Annotated in this window: 26 protein-coding genes; 15 read left to right on the top strand and 11 right to left on the bottom strand. The window is 39.6% G+C overall.

The genetic code is table 11. From position 1 onward, the window contains the following. Positions 1–45: 45 nt before the first annotated feature. From SJ2017_RS12085 to SJ2017_RS12065, 5 genes are all read left to right on the top strand, one after another. Positions 46–711: a hypothetical protein gene (locus SJ2017_RS12085; RefSeq protein ID WP_080915923.1), complete on the top strand. Its 666-nt coding sequence runs from the start codon at positions 46–48 to the stop codon at positions 709–711. A 444-nt stretch (positions 712–1,155) separates the two neighbouring features. After that, positions 1,156–2,055, top strand: coding sequence for an O-antigen ligase family protein (locus SJ2017_RS12080; RefSeq protein WP_156003255.1), 900 nt, complete (start codon positions 1,156–1,158; stop codon positions 2,053–2,055). 20 nt (positions 2,056–2,075) lie between these two features. Then, complete coding sequence (gene galU, locus SJ2017_RS12075; RefSeq protein WP_080915921.1) at positions 2,076–2,963, top strand: UTP--glucose-1-phosphate uridylyltransferase GalU; 888 nt, start codon at positions 2,076–2,078, stop codon at positions 2,961–2,963. Positions 2,964–3,268: 305 nt separating this feature from the next. After that, the gene (locus SJ2017_RS12070; protein ID WP_080915920.1) at positions 3,269–6,187 is read left to right on the top strand and encodes an ExeM/NucH family extracellular endonuclease; all 2,919 of its coding nucleotides are present in this window, start codon (positions 3,269–3,271) and stop codon (positions 6,185–6,187) included. A gap of 151 nt (positions 6,188–6,338) precedes the next feature. Then, a complete protein-coding gene (locus SJ2017_RS12065; RefSeq protein ID WP_055023301.1) occupies positions 6,339–7,037 on the top strand; it encodes an RluA family pseudouridine synthase in 699 nt (232 codons plus the stop codon). A 202-nt stretch (positions 7,038–7,239) separates the two neighbouring features. Here the strand turns inward: SJ2017_RS12065 and hppD are convergent, their stop codons facing one another. Further along, positions 7,240–8,280 (bottom strand): 4-hydroxyphenylpyruvate dioxygenase, encoded by a 1,041-nt coding sequence (gene hppD, locus SJ2017_RS12060; protein ID WP_055023300.1) that lies wholly within the window; start codon positions 8,278–8,280, stop codon positions 7,240–7,242. 75 nt (positions 8,281–8,355) lie between these two features. Further along, a complete protein-coding gene (locus tag SJ2017_RS12055; RefSeq protein WP_055023299.1) occupies positions 8,356–9,516 on the bottom strand; it encodes a homogentisate 1,2-dioxygenase in 1,161 nt (386 codons plus the stop codon). A 276-nt stretch (positions 9,517–9,792) separates the two neighbouring features. Here SJ2017_RS12055 and SJ2017_RS12050 point away from each other — a divergent pair, with 276 nt between their 5' ends. The 4 genes from SJ2017_RS12050 to SJ2017_RS12035 all read left to right on the top strand — a co-directional run bounded on the left by SJ2017_RS12050 (position 9,793) and on the right by SJ2017_RS12035 (position 12,738). After that, a complete protein-coding gene (locus tag SJ2017_RS12050; protein WP_080915919.1) occupies positions 9,793–10,707 on the top strand; it encodes a LysR family transcriptional regulator in 915 nt (304 codons plus the stop codon). 269 nt (positions 10,708–10,976) lie between these two features. After that, the gene (locus tag SJ2017_RS12045; RefSeq protein ID WP_218919237.1) at positions 10,977–11,888 is read left to right on the top strand and encodes a sulfurtransferase; all 912 of its coding nucleotides are present in this window, start codon (positions 10,977–10,979) and stop codon (positions 11,886–11,888) included. 56 nt (positions 11,889–11,944) lie between these two features. After that, positions 11,945–12,409 (top strand): EVE domain-containing protein, encoded by a 465-nt coding sequence (locus tag SJ2017_RS12040; protein ID WP_080915918.1) that lies wholly within the window; start codon positions 11,945–11,947, stop codon positions 12,407–12,409. A gap of 83 nt (positions 12,410–12,492) precedes the next feature. Continuing rightward, entirely contained in the window at positions 12,493–12,738 is a 246-nt protein-coding gene (locus tag SJ2017_RS12035; protein ID WP_240433794.1) for a hypothetical protein, read from the top strand. Between the two features lie 118 nt (positions 12,739–12,856). On the opposite strand, the gene SJ2017_RS12030 is transcribed toward SJ2017_RS12035, so the two are convergent. Next, positions 12,857–13,270, bottom strand: coding sequence for a YccF domain-containing protein (locus SJ2017_RS12030; protein WP_055023294.1), 414 nt, complete (start codon positions 13,268–13,270; stop codon positions 12,857–12,859). A 278-nt stretch (positions 13,271–13,548) separates the two neighbouring features. Here SJ2017_RS12030 and SJ2017_RS21915 point away from each other — a divergent pair, with 278 nt between their 5' ends. After that, on the top strand, positions 13,549–13,806 hold the full coding sequence (locus tag SJ2017_RS21915; protein WP_338057665.1) for a hypothetical protein: 258 nt from the start codon (positions 13,549–13,551) through the stop codon (positions 13,804–13,806). 15 nt (positions 13,807–13,821) lie between these two features. Next, positions 13,822–14,532 (top strand): 1-aminocyclopropane-1-carboxylate deaminase/D-cysteine desulfhydrase, encoded by a 711-nt coding sequence (locus SJ2017_RS12025; RefSeq protein WP_338057664.1) that lies wholly within the window; start codon positions 13,822–13,824, stop codon positions 14,530–14,532. Positions 14,533–14,710: 178 nt separating this feature from the next. On the opposite strand, the gene SJ2017_RS21470 is transcribed toward SJ2017_RS12025, so the two are convergent. The 5 genes from SJ2017_RS21470 to SJ2017_RS12005 form a co-directional block, all read right to left on the bottom strand. After that, on the bottom strand, positions 14,711–14,884 hold the full coding sequence (locus SJ2017_RS21470) for a hypothetical protein (protein WP_102527949.1): 174 nt from the start codon (positions 14,882–14,884) through the stop codon (positions 14,711–14,713). A gap of 679 nt (positions 14,885–15,563) precedes the next feature. Then, the gene (locus SJ2017_RS12020) at positions 15,564–16,259 is read right to left on the bottom strand and encodes a ChrR family anti-sigma-E factor (RefSeq protein ID WP_080915917.1); all 696 of its coding nucleotides are present in this window, start codon (positions 16,257–16,259) and stop codon (positions 15,564–15,566) included. After that, entirely contained in the window at positions 16,252–16,932 is a 681-nt protein-coding gene (locus SJ2017_RS12015; protein ID WP_080915916.1) for a sigma-70 family RNA polymerase sigma factor, read from the bottom strand. The genes SJ2017_RS12020 and SJ2017_RS12015 overlap by 8 nt, the downstream gene beginning before the upstream one ends. Before the next feature lie 197 nt (positions 16,933–17,129). Continuing rightward, the gene (locus tag SJ2017_RS12010) at positions 17,130–17,678 is read right to left on the bottom strand and encodes an LON peptidase substrate-binding domain-containing protein (protein ID WP_055023290.1); all 549 of its coding nucleotides are present in this window, start codon (positions 17,676–17,678) and stop codon (positions 17,130–17,132) included. A 101-nt stretch (positions 17,679–17,779) separates the two neighbouring features. Continuing rightward, entirely contained in the window at positions 17,780–18,316 is a 537-nt protein-coding gene (locus SJ2017_RS12005; RefSeq protein ID WP_080915915.1) for a lipocalin family protein, read from the bottom strand. A gap of 247 nt (positions 18,317–18,563) precedes the next feature. Between SJ2017_RS12005 and SJ2017_RS12000 the strand changes: the two genes are divergently transcribed. Then, complete coding sequence (locus SJ2017_RS12000) at positions 18,564–19,505, top strand: chemotaxis protein CheV (RefSeq protein WP_080915914.1); 942 nt, start codon at positions 18,564–18,566, stop codon at positions 19,503–19,505. A 126-nt stretch (positions 19,506–19,631) separates the two neighbouring features. On the opposite strand, the gene SJ2017_RS11995 is transcribed toward SJ2017_RS12000, so the two are convergent. Together SJ2017_RS11995 and SJ2017_RS11990 are read right to left on the bottom strand one after the other, a co-directional pair. Beyond that, entirely contained in the window at positions 19,632–20,273 is a 642-nt protein-coding gene (locus SJ2017_RS11995; RefSeq protein WP_244899683.1) for a hypothetical protein, read from the bottom strand. A gap of 105 nt (positions 20,274–20,378) precedes the next feature. Further along, positions 20,379–20,738, bottom strand: coding sequence for a DUF2750 domain-containing protein (locus tag SJ2017_RS11990; RefSeq protein WP_055023286.1), 360 nt, complete (start codon positions 20,736–20,738; stop codon positions 20,379–20,381). A gap of 218 nt (positions 20,739–20,956) precedes the next feature. Here SJ2017_RS11990 and SJ2017_RS11985 point away from each other — a divergent pair, with 218 nt between their 5' ends. The 3 genes from SJ2017_RS11985 (at position 20,957) to SJ2017_RS11975 (ending at position 23,211) form a co-directional block, all read left to right on the top strand. Beyond that, complete coding sequence (locus SJ2017_RS11985) at positions 20,957–22,174, top strand: lytic murein transglycosylase (RefSeq protein ID WP_055023285.1); 1,218 nt, start codon at positions 20,957–20,959, stop codon at positions 22,172–22,174. Between the two features lie 207 nt (positions 22,175–22,381). Then, the gene (locus SJ2017_RS11980; protein WP_055023284.1) at positions 22,382–22,864 is read left to right on the top strand and encodes an FKBP-type peptidyl-prolyl cis-trans isomerase; all 483 of its coding nucleotides are present in this window, start codon (positions 22,382–22,384) and stop codon (positions 22,862–22,864) included. Positions 22,865–22,983: 119 nt separating this feature from the next. Next, a complete protein-coding gene (locus SJ2017_RS11975) occupies positions 22,984–23,211 on the top strand; it encodes a DUF3389 family protein (protein ID WP_080915912.1) in 228 nt (75 codons plus the stop codon). Between the two features lie 92 nt (positions 23,212–23,303). Here SJ2017_RS11975 and SJ2017_RS11970 read toward each other — a convergent pair whose 3' ends face one another. Continuing rightward, positions 23,304–24,332 (bottom strand): glutathione S-transferase family protein, encoded by a 1,029-nt coding sequence (locus tag SJ2017_RS11970; RefSeq protein ID WP_080915911.1) that lies wholly within the window; start codon positions 24,330–24,332, stop codon positions 23,304–23,306. Between the last annotated feature and the right edge of the window lie 370 nt (positions 24,333–24,702).

Below are 24,702 nucleotides of genomic sequence, written 5' to 3'. Positions count from 1 at the left end.
AATCTAACTATCAGAAATGGCATATATTGCATTTTAATTATATCAATGCTGGTTTCATTGCCGCTTTTAGGGCAAAAAATATTGGCGAGTGCATATCATTTTAAGTCATCGTTTTATGTTGATAAATGGCAAAATGAGCCCATTAATCAAGAACAATATTCCAATGCTTATCTTGCTGCTGAGTTTGCCGCTAATATTGAACCTGCCAACCCTCATTATTTGCTAACATTTGCCAAAGTGATGGAGTGGGGAGTGTTTGAAGGTTACTCCGTTGCAAATAATGAGTTGTTCAATCATTTATACATGCGCGCAATAGAGAACCGTCCTACCTGGCCAAATGCTTATGCTGATTACGCCTACAACTTAGCTTTTATTCAGCATGATTTTCCAAAAGCTTGGCAATACAGTGAGCAAAGTTTTGAATACGGACCTTATATTACTGAAAATATTGAACAAGCCTTGGCGATTGGACTGGCTTATTGGTCAAATCTATCTGCAACGCAAAAGAGTCGTATTTTTGATTTATCACTTTTAGCGGTTAATTCAAATTGGCGTTTACGCAAAAAATTAGAATACTTATCAATAAAATATAACAGACAGAACACACTTTGTTCTTTTTTTCGTTATCAACAAAAACCTTTATCAGAAGAAAATATTGATTGGCTAAATCGTGCGCTTTGTTCTGAAAACCTGATTAAAGAAGTGCATTAATAATGGCTAAAACCACTTTCTTTTCGATGCTGATGACTTGGTGCCTTTGCGCTCTAGTGATCTGGGCACCCATTCCTCTAGGTAGTAATCGTATTTGGGCACTGTCCTTACTTGAAATATTTATTGTCATATTAGGGTTAATCCACTTACTTAACTGTGTTAAGCATGATCGATTATTTCTGACGTTTAAGTGGCAAAAAAAAACTGCTATTACCTGTTGGGTTTTTTGTTGCCTATCAATGCCTTCAAATTGTGGGATGGATACCTAGTATATCAACAGTTGACAGTTATCAATCAATTCAACAACTGATAAAAACGTGCTGTTTTGTCATTTATATTGTGCTGTTATCGGAGTATTTTCAAACCCCAAAAACACTCAAGTTATTGTTGATTGCTATTGTTATTTCAGGATGTTTTCAGGCAACTTATGGTACAGGTTTAAGCTTGGTAAACTTAGATGCTTCACCGGTATTTGGTTTTAATGATGGCTCACAAGCAAGAGGATCATTTGTATATCAAAATCATTTCGCTAATTATCTTGGTCTGTGCCTTTGTATAGCATTTGGTTGGTTAGTGTCTGAGTTAAAAACATCAAGTGCTAAATTTGATGTTAGAGAGTTTGTTGTTTCTGTCTTATCCACTTTATTTAGCCGCAAGTTAATATTGCGCTTATCCATAGTCATCATGGTGATAGGCTTAGTGCTAAGCCGCTCTAGAATGGGTAATGCAGGTTTTTTTACTGCCTTAGGTTTGACGTCATTAATCGCGATTTTTATTTATAAACGCCAGCCTAGGTTCTTTAAACCTTTAGTGATGAGTATCTTTATCCTTGATTTAATTATCATAGGTTCGATGTTTGGTGTCGATAAAGTTAAACAACGAATTCAAGATACAAGCTTTGCTTCTGAGACTCGAGACCAAGTTGTTATAGACAGTTTACCTATCATTAAAGAACACCTTTTAACAGGCACAGGTGGGGGGAGCTTTTATACGGTTTTTCCGGCTTATCAGCCCCAGTTTTACAGTGGTTTTTATGACCATGCTCATAATGAGTATATTCAGTTCTCAATCGAGTATGGTGTCATTGTCACGGGTTTTTTAGGGCTTTGGGTATTGTATGCACTGTGGTTAGCGTGCCGAACTATGTATCTAAGAAACAATAAACTATATAAGGGAATCGCCTTTGGTTGTGCAATGGCCATCGTGTTTATGCTGATTCATATTTCGGTCGACTTTAACTTACAGTCACCTGCAAATACATTGCTATTTCTCACCATTATTACGTTGTGTTGGCAAGTTCGTTATCTGCCATCAGACAAAAAATCTCATCGACAAAAATCTTAATCTTTAACAAGGACATTGATATGAAAGTTGTAATACCAGTCGCAGGGCTTGGAACACGTATGTTGCCCGCTACCAAAGCGATCCCAAAAGAAATGCTACCTATTGTCGATAAACCATTGATTCAATACATTGTTGATGGATGTGTTAGCGCTGGTGTCACTGAAATTGTTTTAGTGACACATGCAAGTAAAAACGCTATCGAGAACCACTTTGATAAATCTTACGAGCTTGAGTCTACGTTAGAGAAGCGTGTTAAGCGTCAATTATTACACGAAGTTCAATCTATTTGCCCTAAAAACGTGACGATTATGCATGTTCGTCAAGGTGAAGCTAAGGGACTAGGCCATGCGATTTTATGTGCGAAACCGTGTATTGGCGAAAACCCATTTGCCGTTGTGCTTCCTGATGTGATTCTTGATGGTTACAGTGCTGATCAACGTACTGAAAACTTGTCTACGATGATCAGTCGCTATAACGAAACAACGGCTAGTCAGATTATGGTAGCGCCAGTTGATGAGAAAGAAGTTAACAAATACGGTATTGCTGATTGTAATGGCGAAGCAATTTTACCGGGCCAGTCATCTCCGATCGTTAAAATGGTTGAAAAACCGAAAGTAGAAGAAGCGCCATCTAACTTAGCTGTTGTAGGTCGTTACGTACTTTCTGAAAAAATTTGGGATTTACTGGCTAAAACACCACCAGGTGCAGGCGATGAAATTCAATTAACAGATGCTATTGATATGTTGATTGAGTCAGACACGGTTGAAGCCTTTAATATGTCGGGTAAATCCCATGATTGTGGTGATAAGTTGGGCTATATGAAGGCGTTTGTTGAGTACGGATTAAGAGATCCAAAACTTGGCGCAGACTTCTTAAAAGAAATTAAAAAGACGCTGTCAGAATTTTAACCGAAAACTTTAACGCTTAAATGTCGTGTTATATTCTAGTTGTTAGGCGTACATCAAGCTAAAAAAACCGCTCTATGAGCGGTTTTTTTTGTGTCTGGCATTTAACCTAGAGCAGGTTTATAAGACTGGCAAACTACCTATCAAGTTTTATAAGTCGAAAGTGTTATTTTTAATTAATTCAGATAATTGAAATCTGAATTTAACATTTTTGCAACCGATGCTCATTATAGTCGATTGGTTTTTAGATTTACCAAAACGCCAAAAAGGCGAATACATAACGAAAGAAAAAATCTAGGGGTCTCGACATGTTTTTAAATGCTAAACCAAATAACGTTAAGCAATACATTAAGCAGTACATTAAGCCAAGCCAAGTCGCATTATCGCTGGGGCTATTATCTTGTACGGCGATATCTTCAGCATCCTTTGCAGATGATCTTATTATTTCTGAATATATTGAAGGTAGCAGTAACAATAAAGCAATTGAGCTTTATAACCCGACAGAAAGCGACATTGATTTAACGGGTTATCAGTTACAGTTTTACTTTAATGGAAATACAACCAGTGGCACAAGTATCGACTTAGTCGGCCAAGTGCAAGCTGGGGCGACGTTTGTTCTTGCTGATAATGATGCTAGCAGCGAAATACTAGACAAGGCACAGCAAACGTCAACGAGTAGTTTTTTCAATGGCGATGATGCCATTGTTTTACTTAATCAATCAGAGATTATTGACTCGCTTGGTCAAGTTGGGGTTGATCCCGGTTCGCAATGGGGAGAAGGTGAGTTATCAACTAAAGACAATACGTTAAGACGTGATCATGATGGCGTAGTGGCTGATGTTGTTGTAGACGACGAGGTGACGTTAGCCAATTGGTTCGGTTTTGCTCAAAATGACTTTTCAGATTTAGGGAGCTTTAATGGCTCAGTTACAGACCCAACAGACCCAACAGACCCAACAGACCCAACTGATCCCGTGGAGTTAATTTGCGGCGAGACAGCAACAGCTATTCATGCGATTCAAGGTGCAACCGATATTAGCCCACTACTGGGTGAGACTGTCGTTGTTGAGGCAATTGTTACGGCTGATATGCAAGCTGGTTTAAAAGGCTTTTACTTACAAATGGCAGATGCTGAATCTGATGCCGATCCGATGACGTCAGAAGGCATATTTGTTTATACCGAAAATGCATCGATTGCGGTGAATGCAGGTGACCGTGTCCGCCTTCAGGCAGAAGTGAAAGAGTATAATAACCTAACTGAGCTCGCGGATGTCTCAGCATGGACAATTTGTCAAACCCAACAAAATTTACCGACGCCAGCAATGGTGACATTACCCACATTAGAAGGTGTGGGACTGGAACCGTACGAAGGTATGCGAGTGAGTTTTGAGCAGACCTTAGTGGTTAATTCAGTCAGTAATTTAGGTAAATATGGTGAAGCTCAATTAGGTAGCAGCAGGCATTTTATTGGGACACAAATAATGAGTCCTGGCGCTGATGCGCTTGCACTAGAAGCTAGCTACCAATATGACCGGGTGATACTTGACGATGGAATAACGGCTTCAAACCCTGATGTTGTCCCTTATCCTGCACCGCAATTATCCGCAACAAATACACTGCGTGCAGGTGATTCTGTATCGAGCTTAACGGGTGTACTTCATTATGGTTTTAATGAATACCGAGTGATGCCGACCGAAATGGTCAATGTCGTGTCGACCAACCCTCGTACAGTATCGCCTGTGCGCTCTTTGGCGGCTGATGTCACGATAGCCAGTTATAACGTATTGAATTATTTTAACGGTGATGGCGCAGGCCAAGGATTTCCAACCAGCCGTGGCGCTGATAGCGTCAGTGAGTTTGAGCGTCAGCAAGCTAAAATTGTCAGTGCGTTATTAAATATTGATGCAGATATTGTTGGCTTAATGGAAATTGAAAATGATGGCTTTGGCGCAAACTCAGCTATCTCTACCTTAGTCGCTGAGCTTAATGCTGCAGTGGGGGAAGCAAAATATCAATTCATTAGCGCAACTAACTCTATTATTGGTACTGATCAAATTGCAGTAGGGCTGTTGTATCAAGCGGATAAGGTAAGCCCTGTTGGTGAGGCGAAAATCCTTTCAAGTGCTAATTCTCCATTAGATGAAAGTGGCGCTGTATTTTTTGATAGTAGCAAAAACCGCCCAATGTTAGCGCAAGTATTTGTTGATGATGCATCTGGCGAAGCGTTTGTGGTTGCGGTGAATCATTTAAAATCTAAAGGGGGCAGCTGCAGTAGTATTGGCGATCCAGATATGAATGACGCTCAAGGCAATTGCAATGTAACTCGTACTCGTGCCGCTCAAGGTTTAGCTATTTGGTTAGCACAAGAGTTTACGGACAATGGTGAAGAGTTAAAGGCATTAGTGATAGGCGATTTAAATGCTTACGCTAAAGAAGATCCTATTACGGCATTGAAGCAAGCTGGTTATATTGAGTTGTTTGAACACACTGGCCAATCAAACGCTTATTCGTATCTATATAATGGTAAAGCAGGGCAATTAGATCATGCATTAGCAAATAGTGCATTGATTGAACATGTACTAAATGTGTCAGAGTGGCATATAAATGCCGATGAACCAGTTGTGATTGATTACAATGAAGAGAACAAATCACAAGCGCAACTAAGTGATTATTATCAAGCTGATGCATATCGCTCTTCGGATCATGATCCTATGATTGTTGAGTTACAGTTTTTACCCAGCAATCAAGCGCCAATAGCTGATTTTACTTGGGCTCTGCAAGGTGGTGTTGTCAATGTTGTTTCTACATCAACTGACGATAATGATGAGCAACTAACGCATGAATGGTCATGGGGGGATGGAGCGACATCTTCAGGTAATGTGGCTGGTTATGAGTACAGCAGTAATGGCACGTATACCATCACGTTGACAGTGACAGATTCTCAAGGGTTACTTAGCAGCAAAAGCCAAGTTGTCGAGGTGGTAGATCTTATCGAGAATATTCCACCAGTTGCGAATATTCGTCATATCGACCTTTGGTTCGTTGATCTGTTCATTTCATTTAGTACCGACGAGGATGGCTATATCACATCTCAGCAGTGGCTATTTAATGATGGCCATATGGTTAATCGTCGCTTGGTTTTAAGGCGTGCAGGAACAGCGAATAGTGTGCAGCTAACGGTAACTGATAACCAAGGTGCTACTGACAGTCAATCAACTGCTTTTTAGTGAGTTGATTCGATTTAAGTTAGCTGACTCTCACTAAGAGTGGGTTTTATGTTGTAATTTCACGGTTGGCTTAATGCAAGTTAAGTACAAAAGGTGGCCTATTGGCCACCTTTTTATTACTATGCAACCTTGATTGACGGTTTAGGTAACCATGACTGAATTTATTGCCCCACCTTGCGCTGAGCAAATCTCAATTCTGTATCAAGACGAACATTTACTGCTAATCAATAAGCCCAGTGGTTTATTGAGTTTATCTGGCAAGAACCCATTGAATAAAGACTCGGTTCATTATCGGCTTGTGCAAGACTTTCCAAGTGCAACCTTAGTGCATAGGTTAGATTTTGGTACATCTGGCATTATGCTGGTGGCATTAAATAAATCCATCAATGGACTACTGACGAAACAGTTTCAAGATAAAACCATTGATAAAACATACCATGCAACCTTGCATGGTCACGTATCGAGTGCGCTTGCTCAATATGGAGAGATTAATGCCGCAATTGCGAAAGATACTGAAAACTTTCCTTACATGAAGATTTGCCCTGATTCTGGCAAACAAGCGAAATCTGAGTTTGAAGTACTTGAGCGAACTATGCTGACAATAGTAGATAGCGCTAGCACTCAACAAATACCAATCACAAAAGTGAAGTTCACTCCAATAACAGGGCGTACTCATCAATTAAGAATTCATAGCCAATATATACGCCATCCCATTTTAGGGTGTGATTTATATTGCAATAGTGAGTCACATGCTCTTGCGTCAAGGTTACTATTGCATGCTAGCTATTTAAGCTTTACCCATCCAGTTACCAAACAATTGATGAATATTGAATGTGAAGTGCCGTTTTAATTTGGTAAAAGCCAGCCGCTTGTGTCGATGAAAACTTTAGTCACCTCCTTTGCACATCAGTTAATCTTTGATAAATATTTCCTGACCCCTTTAATGTAAAAAGCCCGCTGTTAATAACAGCGGGCTTTTGCTTTAGCCTTAACATGCGCTTAAGGGCGTAATTCGGGGAGAGGATTAAGCCTTAATTCGCATGACAAATAGGTTAAAGCACACCACGTTTCATTTGATCTCGCTCGATAGATTCAAACAAAGCTTTAAAGTTACCTTCACCAAAGCCTAGATTGTTCTTACGTTGAATGATCTCAATGAAGATAGGGCCAAATAAGTTTTTGGTGAAGATTTGCAGTAAATAACCTTCATCATCGCCATCAACTAAAATTTGGTGATGTTTAATGCGATCACGATCTTCAGTCACTTGTGGCAACTTATCAAAAATCGTGTCGTAATACTCTGGAATAATATCTAGCGTTTTAATCGCAGTGCCTTCCATCGCATCAAGTGAGCCAACAATATCACGGCTTCTGAATGCTAAATGCTGCACACCAGGGCCATTGTACTCACCTAAGTATTCATCAATCTGGTTATTGTTGTTGCCTTTACCTTCGTTGATTGGAATACAGAAGCTACCGTCTGGTGAACGCAAAGCATAAGACACCAATGCCGTTTGTGCGCCGCTGATGTCAAAGTAACGAACTTCAGTGAAAGCAAAAATGTCTTTATAAAAGTTTGCCCATTTTTCCATGGTGCCTTTATAAACATTGTTGGTTAAGTGGTCGACTTCCATGAAGCCTTTTTCTTCAACAATCATTGGCTCGGCTAAATCTTCAAAATCATTTTTGTATATGTTTTGCGCTTCACCAAACACATCAATAAAGTAAATTAAGCTGTCGCCAATACCGTAAATAGCAGGGTAAGCCATATCTTTAGCTGCATCGTCAGCTGGTTTTGCACCACGTGCAACAGCTTCGTTAAAAGCAAATTCAGCATCTTCAACGCGCCAACCCATAGAACAAATAGCAGGGCCATGTGACTTAGCAAAGTCCGCCGAGAAACCTTGCTTAGACTTGTTCAGTAAAAAGTTAATATCATTTTGCTTGTAGTAAACAATATCGTTCGCTTTTGCTTTTTTAAGCATAGAAAAACCAAAGTCAATAAACACTTGATGCATAAAATCAGTGTCAGGGCTGGCAAATTCTGTAAATTCAATGCCTAAAAGACCAAGTGGGTTTGTTTCGCTCGCCATTGTGTTTTCCTTAATTTATTTTGCTTTTAGCGCCACTCTTTGGTGACGTTTGATTATGTAAAGGTGAATCAGTGTTTATGATTCAATCCAAGAACGGTTGTAATCGTCGCTCATGCAGTTTTTTACATGGGCGGTTAAATTCAGTGGTGCAAAAGTGTCGACCATAACGGCGTACTCATAAGTCTCAGTTTTACCTATGGAGGCTTCGGTTTTACCTGGTTGCGGTCCGTGGGGGACACCTTTTTGATGTAAAGTCATATAACCCGCTTCAATGCCTGTGCGGCTCATAAAGTCACCGTCGACGTAATACAACACTTCGTCGCTATCGATGTTGTTGTGGTAATAAGGTGCAGGAATCGATTGCGGATGAAAGTCATACAGGCGTGGTACAAAGTTACATACGACAAAGTTATTAGCAGTAAAAACGATGTGATCAGACGGCGGTAAATGAATTTTACCAACCTTAGGTGCATATTCGGTGATGTTGAATGCCCAAGGGTAGACACAGCCATCCCAGCCCACTAAATCAAATGGGTGCCACTCTAAAGTGGTGACTTGGTATTTATCACCAAACTTACTGACTAATGGGAATTCGCCTTGTTCAACTATGGCATCTTTGAGTAGTGGAGTGCGAATATCTCGCTCACAATAAGGAGCAGACTCAAGCATTTGGCCGTATTCATTTCTAAAATGCTTCGGTACTTCAACCATCGAGTAAGCTTCAATGACAAACAAACGGACATTCGTTAAATCATTAAATTTAAGCTGATAGGTGGTACCACGAGGAATGACTAAATAGTCCCATTGTTTAACGGCTAACTCGCCGTATTCACTTAGGAGTGTGCCTTCGCCATTGTGCACAAATACAATTTCGTCAGCGTAAGCATTGCGGTAAAACTCGTGAGTATCTTGGGTTACCTTAGCGGTATACATCGCCACGTCAGCGTTATAAAAAATTTTGTTACGGGCACTAAAGAAGTTACCGTCACAATCTGCTTGGCGCGAATCTAATTTGTAGTTTTGGATTAACGAATCTTGCCAAGCTTCACCGTGATCTAATGCATAAGGCGCAACAGCCAAGGCTTTGGTTGGCATGTTGTGGTGATACTTATTGGAGTAAATATTTGAAAAACCATGAGTTGAAAAAAGCTCCTCACGGTAAAGCTCGCCTGATTCTTTTTCAAAAGCGATATGGCGTTTAGCAGGTATCTGACCTTGCTGAACATAAACCGGCATACTGACTCCTTAAATTCAAATATAAGCGATCGATATCGTCATTGGCGCATTCTTTTTAGTTATTTGTATGTGCCTAATACATGCTTTACGCATCTGCAACATGGGTTTTCTAGCGCAATTAAATCAACCACTTTGTGATCTAGTTATCAATTTAGTTGCTAGTATGAACAAAAAAAAGAATAATAAAGCGTGTAACTCCATCAGATTTTTAGATGGTATTATTTTGTTTACAAGAGTGTCACGGCAACTGAACAGCAACTGAGCTTGGGGTGTACGATGAAAATTGATGTTGAAGCGTTTAATGTACTGCAAGTACTTGTTGAAGAAGGAAGTTTTGCTAAAGCATCCGAAAAACTACACAAGGCGCAATCAGCAGTGAGTTATCAAGTTAAAAAGCTCGAGCAGCATTTAGGCGTCGAATTATTTAATCGAGAACAGTATCGTGCAGAGCTCACACCAGAAGGACGCGTGATTTTGGCCGAAGGCCAGCGTTTGTTGCAGCATTTATCCAATATCGAGCATTTAGCCAGCCGCTTTAGCGAAGGTTGGGAGCCGAAACTTGAGCTCGTGATTGATGGCGCATTACCAATGGAGCCAATCATGACTGCCCTAAAACGTATGTCAGAGAATAATGTGCCGACGAAAGTGCAACTTAATATGGAATTTTTAGGCGGGGTGCAACATAGATTTGAGCAAGATAAAGCCGATTTAATGCTAGTGAAAGACTATATCGCAGCGCCGTATTTTTCTGCCACCACATTGCCGACTGTCACCAGTTTATTGGTGTGTTCAACCCAACATGCGCTAGCTAATAAAAGTAATGTGAGCTTGTCAGAGCTGCAGCAACATGTTGAATTAACCATTGAAGATTCATCACCAACAAAGCAGCGAGACGAACTGCAATTTGGCGGTGATAAAGTGTTTTACCTATCTGGCTTTATCATGAAGAAAAACGCCTTATTAAAAGGTTTAGGTTTTGGTTGGATGCCAGAGTTTTTAATCAGTGAGTTAATTGAAACTCAGCAATTAGCCATTGTCGATTTTGTTGGTGGCCACCGCTTTCGATTTACCCCACAATTGGTGTCTACACTGGAGCGGCCGTTAGGGCGAGCGGGGCAATTATTTACCGATCTTATTTTAGAAGAGTTCGCATTGTTTGATAGTAAACAACATCAATCGACAGTCGTTTAACTTAGCATTCAAGTATCTACTGTCACTCAATAAAAGCTTGTGAATTGCACGTCTTTATCGTGTTTTTGTATCCATTGCCGTTAGGGAGCTGAAAGGCCGAAGTCGTGGCGTTTTTTGCCATCTTTTGTGAAGCATATTGATAGGGAAGCAACTGCATATCCCAATTAAAAATTCTTTTGCAAGCCAGCTTAAACCTCACCTTTTCACTGTGTTAATGTATCAAAAAACAATGAGTAGTAATTAGCTAATTAAAGCACGGTTGAAAATACATGAATCGAAAACCAATTAACTACCCGTTAATGTCCGTTAGCTGCTTGTATGAAAAATGCAATGATGACGCTGTGATGATTATTGATGTCAGTATGGATAAGGTGATTGGCAAAGAACCAATTATTTATGATGAATTAGTGACGATACCTAATAGTCATTTTCTTGATATTAACGTAGATTTAGTCGATACCGACAGTGCTGGTGTGCACTCATTTCCGAGCCAAAGCCAAGTGAATAAGGTTATCAATAAGCTGGGTATTTCAGAATATTCAACACTTGTTTTATATGATAATCAGGGAATATATTCGTCTCCACGTGCGTGGTGGATATTTCATACGTTTGGTTTGAGTAATGTGTTTATTTTAGATGGCGGACTGCCTGAATGGATTAAACAGGGCTATCCAACTTCATCTGAATATCTAACTATTGATACGAAAAACGTAGAAAGCCTAGTTAATGTTGGCAGTGATGTTATCTCATTTATGGACTCTTGTTTCGATGCTCGTCAGCTTGTGTCAAAACAAGAAGTGTTAATCAACCTCACTGATAAAAAATTTAGTGTGATTGATGTTAGGGCTACTGCGCGTTTTAATGGCTTGGTTGATGAACCAAGACAAGGGGTGAGAAGCGGCCATATTCCTGACTCAATAAATCTCCCTTTTGCCAATGTGCTAAATGGTAATACATACAAGCGTCCTACTGAATTGCGCCATTTATTTTCCAGCATATTACCTGAAGATAGTAAGCGGGTTGTATTTAGCTGTGGCTCAGGGATTACTGCTTGTATTGGCTTGGTAGCGCTTATATCAAGTGGTGCAGATACAAGGTTATATGATGCTGCCTTATATGATGGATCGTGGAGTGAGTGGGGCAGTGATGCATCTCTTCCGATTGCAAAATCAAAGATCTAAAAAAAGAAACTTACTACAACACTCATCAAAAGTAGCTTAAACAATAGGATTGCAAAATGGCGTATTGGTTAATGAAGTCTGAGCCAGACGAGTTCAGTATTGACGATTTACAGCAATGTGAAAACCAAACTGAACCTTGGGAAGGGATCCGTAATTACCAAGCGCGTAACTTTTTACGCGATGCGGTAAAAGTGGGCGATACGGTATTGTTTTATCATTCCAGTTGCAAAGTGCCGGGTATTGTTGGCCTGGCGACAGTATCATCTGAGCCTTATCCCGACCAGAGTGCTTTTGATAATGAGTCAAGTTATTATGATCCTAAATCAGATATTGAAAATCCGCGCTGGGTTGCAGTGGATTTAACTTATCGGCAAACCTTTAAGCAGATTATTACCTTAAAAACGCTTAAAGCTGATCCTCATCTTGCTGATATGGTATTAGTGAGTAAAGGGACAAGGTTGAGTGTTCAACCTGTGACTGAAGCAGAATTTCAGTATATTGTTAGTGTGTTAGCGTCATAGGAGAAAGTGGATGTCGTGGACATGCGAAAATTGTAATACCGTCATTGATGATGATGGCTTTCAAGTTTGTTGGAATTGTAACTGTGGAAAAGGGTCAACCAGCGCCAGTCGCTTCACCTAACAAAGCGAGTATTGATTGTATTCGATGCAAGAGTAGCCTTACATTTATTGGTACTAAAAGTTTTCATGAAGGTACGCGCTGGGGCGTTTTAGGTGAACTTGGCGAGCTGTTTGTTAATAAAGAAGATTTTGATATGTTTGCCTGTAAATCTTGTGGCAAAGTAGAGTTTTTTATTGCTGGTTTTAACCACAAAAATAACGAAATTTAGAATGGTTTACTCTATCTAAAACTGAACAGAAACACCTCATAATCTACTAGCTGAATATAAGGTGTTTTTGTTTTAACGCTACTGTCCAATATCTTTGCTTTCAGTCATCAGTGACTTGTTAGTAGCTTTCTTTTGCCACAACGGTTTGGCCAATTGGTGTTAAGCTCAGTAGTGCGAGTTTTACGTGTTGTATTGCAAACGGAATACCGATAATGGTAACAAAGCAAGCTACAGCATGGGTTAAGTGACCAATCGCGAGCCAAATACCACAGAATAAGAACCAAATAACGTTGCCAATCATGCCCAATGGACCAGTACCAATATCTTCAAATCCTTTTAAATGTTTACGGTTAACGTTTTCTTGTCCAAATGGCCAGAACGCCATTTCACCAATCACGAAGCAAGCACGGCCAAATGGAATACCAATAATACTGATAAAGCACAATAAGCCTGCTAGCCACCATGCTAGACCCATTACAAATCCGCCCATGATGAACCATGCGATATTAAAAATTAATCTCAAGACTGACATTGGTGCTCCCTAAGTCATACAAAACTGGTTAATGAAATGACCAATATTCCATTGGTGATAATAATCACTAGAAAGCCAAAATTATGCCAATATTTTTATTAGTTTTCAGTTTCTTTTAAGTGTTTGATAATTATTGATTTTATTTTGATTTATTTAGAAGGTTAGAAGACATTACTTGACTTAGTTTGGGCTGTCGACAATTGATGATAGCGAAAATCGCTAATAGTTAGTTAAAATACCACTACAGACTATAACTCTTTATTTAAGCGACGTTACTTATGTTTGCAGCTGGCTCTAATGTATCTCTTGCGGATATCTCAATCGACACGCCCGTTGATAAAATGAGATTTGCTGATCGTGAGGTTTTTGTTAAGCGAGATGACTTGATTCATCCTGATTTTAGCGGAAACAAAGCCCGTAAGTTTCAGTTTTTCTTGACCCAGGACTTTCCTCATATCAATAAGGTTATTGGATACGGTTCACCTCAAGCTAATTCATTACATTCACTTGCAGTGTTGGCTAAGTTGCGCGGATGACAGTTAGATTATCATGTGGATCATATCGCTGATTATCTTAAACAAAACCCACAGGGGAACTACCTAGCAGCGCTTAATAATGGCGCCAATATTGTCGAGAAACCTAAATATGTAAGCGGCAATCTTGATAGCTATGTGTCAGATTTAGCGAAGCAAGCATCTGCGAATGAGATCTATATTCCTGAAGGTGGACGATGTGAGTATGCTGCAGAAGGGCTTGAAACATTAGGCCTGCAAATTTTGAGTTGGATGCATCAGCAGAATATGACTAGATTAAATCTGTTTTTGCCTTCAGGTACGGGCACAACAGCATTATTCTTGCAACGATTTTTTAAGCGCTACCTTCCGCAGGCGAGTCAGCCTACTGTAACAGTTAATGTAATAACCTGCAGTTGCGTGGGGGGAAACAAGTACCTAACGCATCAGTTTACTCAGTTAACCTCACAGAGTGAGTTTCACCCGCATATTGTATCAAATGGCACTAAGTATCACTTTGGAAAGCTTAATCGACAGTGTTATGACATGTGGCGTCGTGTGAGTGATTCTGGCATTGAGTTTGAGTTACTTTATGATCCCGTGGGATTTATCATGCTGGAGCATTTTTTAAATAAAGATTATAAAGCGGAAACTGTCGATAATACTTGGCCTGTTATGTATTTACACCAAGGTGGTTTATTGGGTAATCCAAGTATGCTAGCTAGGTATATACGCAAATATGGTCAGTAAGTTAACTGTATGTAGCTAAAGAAAGTTGTTTAAGTATTAGTGCTGGAAGTGAAGCGAATGGGGTTGTTTCATGTTGCTCAGTTCTAATAAACGTCCGGTAAAGTGTGAGAGGAAATACCGAGAAGCGATGTTTATTGAGTAACTGAGCAAATGAATAACGCAAGCGTTATGGAAGGTGTTACTTGTTAGCCGTTATCAACCATTTCATAAATTTTAACGCTTCAGTGCGCTTTGAAAAAGTTGTTTTAGTTTTACCTTGGCTGTCAGTAAAAGCTATTGAGTTTTTGTTTGATGATATTGAATTTACAGGGAAATTGACTGTAATTTCGTGACCATTAATGTTGTATGACATGTGCCACACTCCTTTTTTTAATTTTCACCTATCTGGTGAGTAAGTAATAACAATAAATATCCTTAAGCAGTTGTGTTGCGTAAGTTTGGGCTTATTGAAGCTAATGTGTGTGCTTAAGTTAACTGTGCTTATTACACTGACAAGTCGTGTTGATTATTTATTTTAATCGCCAACTTACTTGCTTTGTCTAGTTGAACACAGGCATATGACAAACAAATGACAATGTTTAACCAAAAGGCGTGACTTGTAGTGTGGGTTTACGAGTGCAGTTATGAATAACAGAAGGGTAAACAGTTAAATACAAGTTAACTTAATAACATTGTGGATAATATGCGTATATTTTTAATATAGCAATACATATTTTACAAAATAGAACAGTTTAAGACTAAAAGGTGAGCGATACGTCTTTTTGTCGTATAAAAACTAAGCTAAAACTGAAAGGGTGTTGATAAAGTTACACTAATTCAGTGTGCTAATGAGTGGTTAACTTCGCTATTTTGTTAAATGGTATCCCTCAATTATGTCATTTCGTATCGAGTTTACGAACGTTTAAACATAAGGTTTGAGCATTGTTATTAAGAAGCCTACTTTAAAAGCTGATTACCTAGTATTAATTCGCTAATTATCAAAATAGAACAGCCTGAAATACAGGCTGTTTATGAACATTTTGATTGGCTATTTAGTAAATTAGTTCACCGATTGGATTAAGCAATTTACTGATACCTTTAGTAAAGTATAAAGGTGCATCGACGACGGTATAACATAAACAACCATCAATGGTTTTAGGACTATGTTCATGCTCAGAATCAAGCATGATAAAGTCACCGGCTGTATAGGTATTGTACTCATCACTAAATTCACCAGCGAGTAGCAAGGTTAGCTCTTGGCCTTTGTGACTGTGCTGTGGAATTTCACCATTTTCAGCAATGTGCAGCAGGCTCGCTCTCGCTTGCTTTTCACCTGTGTCTAATCGTATCCGGTTGACCTTACCGATACCTTGCCAGCTGTTGTTAATTTGCTGGCTAAACGCTCGAGGTAAGGTGTATTCATGTCCTTTAATCGTTACGTTAACATGGCTAGCAACATGAGTTTGATTACTTGCTTCAACTTCTTTTGCTTCAAGTACGTCATCTTGCATCATGTCAGCGAGTAGGGCATCTAAGTCTGCGTCTAAATCAGAACTATCAGTGTCGATAGAGGACATCGGCGCCAGTGAAAAGCTGTCGTCAGAGGCTTTTAAAGTTAACGCCATTAATTGCTCAGTGCATTGAGGGCACAGCTCACAATGTGCTGATACCGCGATAGATAAAGATAACGGTAATTGACCCTTCGCATGGAGCGATAACAATTCCTGATTTGGGTGGTACTTAATCATAATGTTTCTCCATGAAGCCTTTTAACTTTTCTAAACCTAAACGTAATCTTGACTTAACTGTACCAATGGGCACTTTTAATTTGTCAGCGAGCTCTTGCTGCGTTAATTCTTGCATGTAGATGCCTTGTACCACTTGCTTTTGCAATGGAGGTAAGTCATCAACATGTTTTAGTAATGTGGCTGATAATTTGAAGTCGTTATCGGTTTCATCACTCTCATCAGATTCAAATAGTGGCCAAATGTCATCACCGTACGCATCTTCACGATTATTTTGTACTTTACGAAGCATGTCGAAGCATTGATTTCGCATAACGGTAAACACCCAGGTACTCACAGCGGCTTTATCGGCGTTGTATAAATGCGCTTTGGTCCACACTCGTGTCATGGTTTCTTGAACGAGATCCATTGCTAAACCTTGTTGGCTTAAACGCTGAACCCCAAAAGCACGAATTTTGGGAGAAAAATGAGCAAATAACTTGGCGAAAGCAGCTTTACTACGCTGGTTGGCCACTTGCATCATTAAATCTGCAAGGTACTTGGCTTCATCGTTGCTGGCTTGATTATCAATTGCGTTATTGTCACTGGAATCATTTGTCGTCATGGCATTATTATTTTTAGATAACATGCCTTTATCATAACGACTTTGAACAGTTTGTGATTGAAAATTTTCCATTTATTTTCGCTCGCATATTCTGACGTTGGTGATGTACATAAAAGACGAAAGGGTTTGTATTAGCTGTATTAGCTGTATTAGCATTTGTTTTACCAATCAATCATGCACTTGTTATTTACCATTACGTGAGACGGCAGGAATGGATCAAAAAATTTCTAGAAAGAGTATAACGTCAGTGTTTGTGGTATTAGCTTGGGTTACTTAATGATGCTTGTAAGTAATTCTTCGGTCATTTTATGGTTATGACTATTAATGCATTGATATTTTTCTTCTGCGGTAATCGGCATTATTTCTAACCAACGCTGGCATACCCAGGACATGTTATCGAAATCTTGTTTATTGTAATGGGACAGCTGAGCTGGGTATTGTTCAAGTATTTGCTGCAAGGTTTCGCTCAAGAACTTTTGATTGGGCACGATGTCAGAATTTGGCCAATCAGGTAACAGGCTTACGTTGCCACGTTTAAGGCCATCATCTTCGATGTTGAAATCATTGATTTTGAATCGCTGCTGTCCTTGGATACTGATCCCGAGTAAACCATCATCTAACGTTTCAAAATCAATAATGTGTACCCAAGTACCGATTGGCATCAGTTCGTTTTTGCTGTTTAGCATACACAGTCCAAAACCTTCGCCAGACTTTAATGACTCAGTCACTAGACGTTTGTAGCGTTGTTCAAAAATTCTAAGTTGCGTAAACCCCTGAGGTAGTAAGCAAATCGAAAGCGGAAACAAAGGTAGTATCATAACAGCACCTATATGATGAAAGTGTTATTTGTCGGCTAAGGTTTATTTTTAAATCAACTATATATACGCATACAAATAACACTATGATCATTATTTATTGGTTAGTTTTGGCTTACCCAAATAAGGTCTTGCTCGTTAATGCCCAATGTGCGCATTTTGGATACAAAACGCTGCTTAACATCATCAGAAATCACGGTGTCACGGGCTAAAATCCACGCATATTCGTTATTGGGACCAATGACTAATGATGCTTGATAGTCTCCGTTATCGTCTTTAACTAAATCGTGGATTTGATATGCACCATAAAACGGGCCAAAGAAAGAGACTTTTAAGCGACCTATTTTTTCAGATTCAATGAAGTAGGCTTTACCTTCTGCTTCTTTCCATTTTTGTGCGTCTGTTAAGTACCCTTTATTGATCACTATGACTTTGTCGCCTTCTACACTGTAATTAGCGGTGACTTGGTTCATACCTCGCTCAAAGGAGTGATCGAGTCTAGCTATTTCGTGCCATGCACCTAAGTAATTGGTTAGCTGAAAATCATCCACAACGTCGACTTTAGTGTCGAGCATGGTGCAAGCACTGGTAGATAAAAGTAATACAGCAGAGGCGATAGTTTTAATGAATTGTTTACGCATCATATTTCCTTTATGTCTGTAGCAAGGGGCTTTTTCTGATGTCAGCCAAAGACTTCAGTAATTTAAACTAATGATACGTCGATTTTGGCCGATAAGATCTTATTCAAAATGTGATTGTTTAATTTACATGCAAATTGGTATGTTTTTCTGCAAAACACTGAGTAATTACGATGAAGTCAGCAGTTTTTTGATGTAAATCATTTTATAATTTACGTGAAGCCGATGTTGAGTTAACTGAGAAATAATAATGAAGAAAGTTCTTGATACTGTAGATCAACGCACCCAGCTAGTGGGTGAGAACCGGTTGGAATTACTACTGTTCAAAATAAGCGCAACTCAATTATTCGCAATTAATGTCTTTAAAGTCAAAGAAGTCGTTAAGTTACCAGCACTCAGTGCCTTACCTGGTAGTAACAACAATATTAGTGGCGTAGCCAACATACGTGGTATGTCGATACCTGTGATAAATCTGCGAGGAGCGATTGGGTTTAGCCCGATGCCTGTATCTGAAGATTGTAACCTAATTATTACTGAATATAATCGCAGTGTGCAGGGCTTTTTAGTAGGCAAAGTTGAGCATATCGTTAACATGACCTGGAGCGACATTATGCCGCCGCCAAAGTCAGCGGGCGCGAACAACTACCTCACTGCAATAACCAAGTTAACCGAGAATGATGTTGAGCGATTGGTGTCTATCATTGATGTCGAAAAGGTGCTTGCTGAAATTATTGATTACGATATTAGTTTGTCAGATGGCGTATTAGATGAACAACTTGCAGAGCATATGCCGGGTAAAAAAGTGCTTATTGTTGATGACTCCTCTACGGCAAGAAAACAAGTCAGAGACACATTAAGTCAGTTAGGTATTGAAATTATTGAAGCGTCGGATGGCTTGCAAGCGTTACACTATTTACAAAAGTTAACTGCAGAAGGCATTGATGTCACTACTGAGTTTTTGATGATGATAACTGATGCGGAAATGCCTGAAATGGACGGTTATAAGCTTACCTCAGAAATTCGCGCAGATGAGAAAATGAGCGCCTTATATATCACTTTAAACACTTCTCTAAGTGGTAGCTTTAACCATGCAATGGTTGAAAAAGTGGGCTGTGATGAGTTTATTTCAAAATTCCAACCTGATTTATTGGTTGATGTTGTGCAAAAACGATTAAAGACCTTATTGGGTTAATGATTATCGGAATTAGATAATTAAAGTAACAATGAGAGAGTTAACGATTTAAAACGCAAACTATTAAAAAATAAAGGCTAATCATTGTTGATTAGCCTTTATTTTTGCCACTGGATTCAAGCAAGATTATTGTTCAAACTCTTCTTTAACTTGTTGTAACAATAGCTTTTGATGCTCACGGGTAATACCAATGTTCATGCGGCATAACCTGATAGCGTAAGCAAATTTCTCTTTGCCGACAATGTTGAGGAGTTCGCAAAGTAAATGCTTATTCAATGACAGTGTGTCGCAGTAATGAGTAATGGCTTTATTTAATGAATTAAAACTAAGTCCGTCAAATTCAAACTGGGGTTGGTAGCCTTGCTCAATATCAATACCATTAAGTACTAACGGCCAACCTTTGGCGTTGATGCGTCCTTTGGCTATTTGATACATCATCCACGCACTTTCTTTAAAGCCTGATAAAATACGGCAGTCAAACCCAGACTCTGCTAGCTCTTCTTCAGTCCAATTAATACCAATGGCCAAGTCTTTGTGGTAAATCTTCATTAAATCGTCTTTAACGGCATCACGGCAATCCCAGATCGACGTTAAGAGGTGCTTTTTAGCAAGCCGACTGCATTCAGTGCATGCGGGTAGCGTTAGCGAAGGATGTGGCGTGCTTGGTTTTGCATAATAGCTGAACACATCATTGCATGGCTCTGCACAAAACCAACATTGATGTCTGAGATCAAAAGGAATGTCGACTAAAGGAGGTAAATGATTCACTACTGGCCTATATGACATGACGTTATATAAAAAAGCTGCCAAGCATCACAGATTTGCGATGACATCTAGCAGCTTTGTATTATGTGGCTGTTAACAGCGCAGTGCTTATTCCGCTTCTACGTCTACAAGCTCTTTAGCAAGGACGATAGGGTCAACTTCTACACAATCTTCGTTAGCAACCCAATCAATACCGACTAATACGCCGTCTTCATTTAAGTCACCAACCCAATACTCTAAAAACTCATTTAAACTGATTTGTACCGCTTTATAGTCTGCCCATTCTTCAGTACAGTGGCCAGCAGCTTGTGCTTCAGTTGACCATAATGGCATCACATCAGTTTCTTCAAATTCAGAAGAGTCACAGACAACCCAACCTTCGCCCGTTTCATCGGCTAAGCCCCAAAGGACTTGGTGTTCTTTAACGTTCTCAATAAAGCTTGCAACAGCAGGGGTTTGTTCAATCATGATTAGTCTCTTTGATGAATTCAATTAACGTGTCGATTATACGGTAACTCTATTCAATACAAAACACTATTAATCTAATGTGACAAAAGCTGATGAAACATGAAGCTTAATTAACCAGATAAACACATAATTTCGATATTTAAGCCTTATAGGCTCTTGTTTCCTGTATCGCTATCAGTCACGATGTGGACAGTCATTATTTGTAGAAGTATTCATTTATGGTGAGTTCACAGTATTCTTCCGTTTTAAAGTCAGCGTTATTCTTTTCTAGCTGTTTTGTTAGTCTTCAATCTATTGCAGCTGTTGACGATTTTTCCCAATGTGTCGATAAACTCAAAGTAACAGCACGCAGTGAGGGTTTGTCTGAGCAAACTATCAATACTAGCGTGGCTAACCTGAAGTTTATTCCTCGTGTTATTGAGCTTGATAACCAGCAACCAGAATTTAGCCAAACCTTTGGTAATTACTTTAATAAACGCGTAACTGATTGGCGTGTAAAAGAAGGTCGTCGGTTACTGGCTGAAAACCGTGAATTACTTAACAAGTTAACTAAAGAGTATGGTGTTCCTGGGCAATACATTATTTCGTTCTGGGGGTTAGAAACTAACTTTGGCGGCTATAAAGGTAAAATGTCGGTGCTCAATTCGCTAGCAACATTAGCGTGCGATCCTCGACGCAGTGACTACTTTACTAATGAATTAATGCAAGCATTAAAATTAAAAGAAAAGTATAACTTTGACGACGCGACCATGGTTGGCTCATGGGCTGGCGCTATGGGGCATACCCAATTTATGCCGACAAACTATGCCAAATATGCTGTAGATGGCGATGGCGATGGTAAAGTGGATTTATGGAACAGCACAGCAGATGCATTAACGTCAGCGGCGAACTTTTTACAGCAATTAGGTTGGAAAGCTAACGAGCGCTGGGGTCGAGAAGTGACCTTGCCCGAGAATTATGATTATCAATATCTTGGACGAAAACACTCACAGCCTTTAACCCAGTGGGCTGCATTGAATATCACCCAAACTAGCGGCAAGCCGTTATCAACTCCTGACATGAAAGCCTCTTTGTATGTTCCATCTGGTCATACAGGGCCTGCGTTTTTAGGGTATGACAATTTTGATGTGATTATGCGTTGGAATCGTTCAGAGTTTTATGCCATTGCAGTCGGTCATTTGGCAGATCGTATCAATGGCGCTGCCCCTTTACATGTTAGTGCGCCAGAGCATGGTATGTTCAATCGTAGTGATATTAAAGTAATGCAAGCCAAATTAAATGAACTTGGTTTTGATGTAGGTAAACCAGACGGTGTGCTGGGGCGTAATTCAATTGCGGGTGTACAGGCATTTCAGCGCAGCAAAAATTTAATTGCTGATGGTTTTCCTGATGAGAAAACCTTTGCGGCATTGGGAATGGATATTGGTAACCAATAACCCAGAGTCCATTTAACGGTCAGTAACGCAGCGAAGTGAGCGATAAGCAAGATAGGTATCAAAAAGTCATGAGTCGTGTTGTTTGCTTACCAGATAATCGCTAAATCATTACCAAAGCCGATTAACATCGGCTTTTTGCTGGCAGCTTGTTAGTCGATTTGTTAAGCTGCGGCAACTATTGAAATCGAAGTGAATTAAGGATATTCGATGACAGCTCAAGATAATATGGTAGTGCGCTTTAACTACACATTACGCGATGAACAAGGCGAAGTAATTGAAACCAACGAAGGTGGTTCGCCAATCGCTTATTTACATGGCCATGACAACATGATGCCGGGTATTGAAGATGCCATTGCTGGCAAAGAAGCTGGCGCGAAATTCAGCGTGACACCGCCTGCAGCAGATACCTATGGTGAACGTATGGAATCGGCTGAGCAGCGAGTTTCGGTTAAGCATTTACAAGGTGCGAAAGTCTGGAAAGCGGGCATGCCTGCGATTGTTAACACTGAGCAAGGTCAACGCCAAGTCACAGTTGTTAAAGTGGGTAAGTTTATGGCGACGATTGATACCAATCATCCTTTATCAGGCCGTGAATTAACTTTTGACATTGAAGTGGTTGATATCCGTGAAGCCACTGATGAAGAGATTGCTCATGGCCATTCACATGGTGAAGGCGGTCATCAGCACTAATCTACACAATATCAACGCCGAGCTAATGCTTTAATAGAGCATTAATGCCAATCCCAAGTGAGTTAATCACTTGGGATTTTTATTTCCAGTATTGTGCTGGTAGAGATTGGATTGTATAAATGATTATTGAGTTTTCTCAAGGTAAATTAGTCGTCACCCCATTTGAAATACAATGTCGTTTAAATGTCAGCAAGGTCGTATTGACCGCTATGATTGATGACATCAAATGCATTGCTGAACGTTTACTTATTATCGCTGATGCTGGCGCTGTGCGCTGGAGTATACAGCTTGATAATAATCAGCAGTTTTACGAAGCCATTGAAGTTCTGGGCATAGCTCCTGAATAAAAATCCCTGAATCTATTGTTTCTGAATAAGTGGTTTTTAATCATTTAATCGACGAGATAAACCCATAAGCAGCAACTCGGTTGCTGCAGTTTTTATCGCTTATTTTCTAGCCTATTATTTAACTCATCACGAAAATGTGGCGTCATATAGTCAATGATAGGCCCTGCTGGCACAACTTGGGTGGGATTAATATGCTGGTGGCTATAGTAATAGTGCTGCTTTATATGTTCTTGATTGACGGTTGCTGCAATACCAGGTTGTTGGTATAAGTCTCGTAAATATCCTGATAATTGTGGGTAGGATTCAATAGTACGCAAATTGGTTTTAAAATGACCGACATAGACACTATCAAAACGGATCAAGGTAGTGAATAGTCGCCAGTCTGCTTCGGTGATTGTTGAACCAGTCAAATAGCGTTGTGTCGTAAGGCGTTTCTCTAACGTGTCTAAAGCATCAAACAGCGGGAACACGGCATCATGATACGCTTGCTGTGTCGTGGCAAAACCTGCTCGATAAACGCCATTGTTAATCTTGTGATAAACCAGTTCATTAATAGTATCGATTTCACTACGTAATCGCTGCGGGTAATAGTCTTCTTGATTACCAGTTATCAAATTAAACGCACTGTTAAACATACGAATAATTTCAGACGATTCATTACTGACAATGGTTTTATGTTTTTTATCCCAAAGCAGCGGCACTGTGACACGCCCGTTATAATAGGGCTTAGCTTCTTGATAAACTTGATATAAATAGTCTTTTTGCATTAATGGGACAGAAGCTGCACCACTAATGCTTTTTGCCTCAGGTGATTGGTTTTTGCCGCTAAACTCCCATCCGTTACTGAGCATGTGAGGCTCGACCACTGAAACGCTGATATGGTCTGTCAATTGCTTTAATTGCAGAAAAATTAAGGTGCGATGAGCCCACGGACAGGCAAGGGATACGTATAAATGGTAACGATTTGATTCCGCTTTAAACCCTGCTTCACCAGTGGGGCCAGCCGAACCATCTTGAGTGATCCAGTTTCTAAGTTGGGCGTCTTCTCTGACAAATGTTCCACCGTTTTCTTTAGTTTCATACCATTGATCGACCCATTGACCGTTTTGTAGTAACCCCATATTACGCACCTAAGATTGATAGTGAATCATTGAGTATAATGGTCGATTAAGTAGAGCATAAGCGCAAAAATATAACCCTATCTATCGATTTTGTAGAAGGGTTAAGTTAATCGGTTCCATTGCTATCGTAATTTACTGAAATGTCAATCTGCTAATTTTGACGTTTAATTGGTCATTGGAGCGTGCGTTTTTGTTTATGCATAATTGAACCAAGCAGATGTTTTGTATAAACCTTCATGAAATTAGCAGTTTATCGGGTTTGTTTTTTCAATGTTCTTAATTCGGAACTGGTTTTTATTTACGGCATTGTTATTGTTGCTAAGTTCGATGTAATGCCCTTTGTAAGATATTGTTATTATTGAGTTAAATG

This window comes from Shewanella japonica (genome assembly GCF_002075795.1).
Classification (GTDB): domain Bacteria; phylum Pseudomonadota; class Gammaproteobacteria; order Enterobacterales; family Shewanellaceae; genus Shewanella; species Shewanella japonica.
Note: the sequence above shows the minus strand (reverse complement) of the source record. Positions and strands in the feature narration are given on the sequence as shown.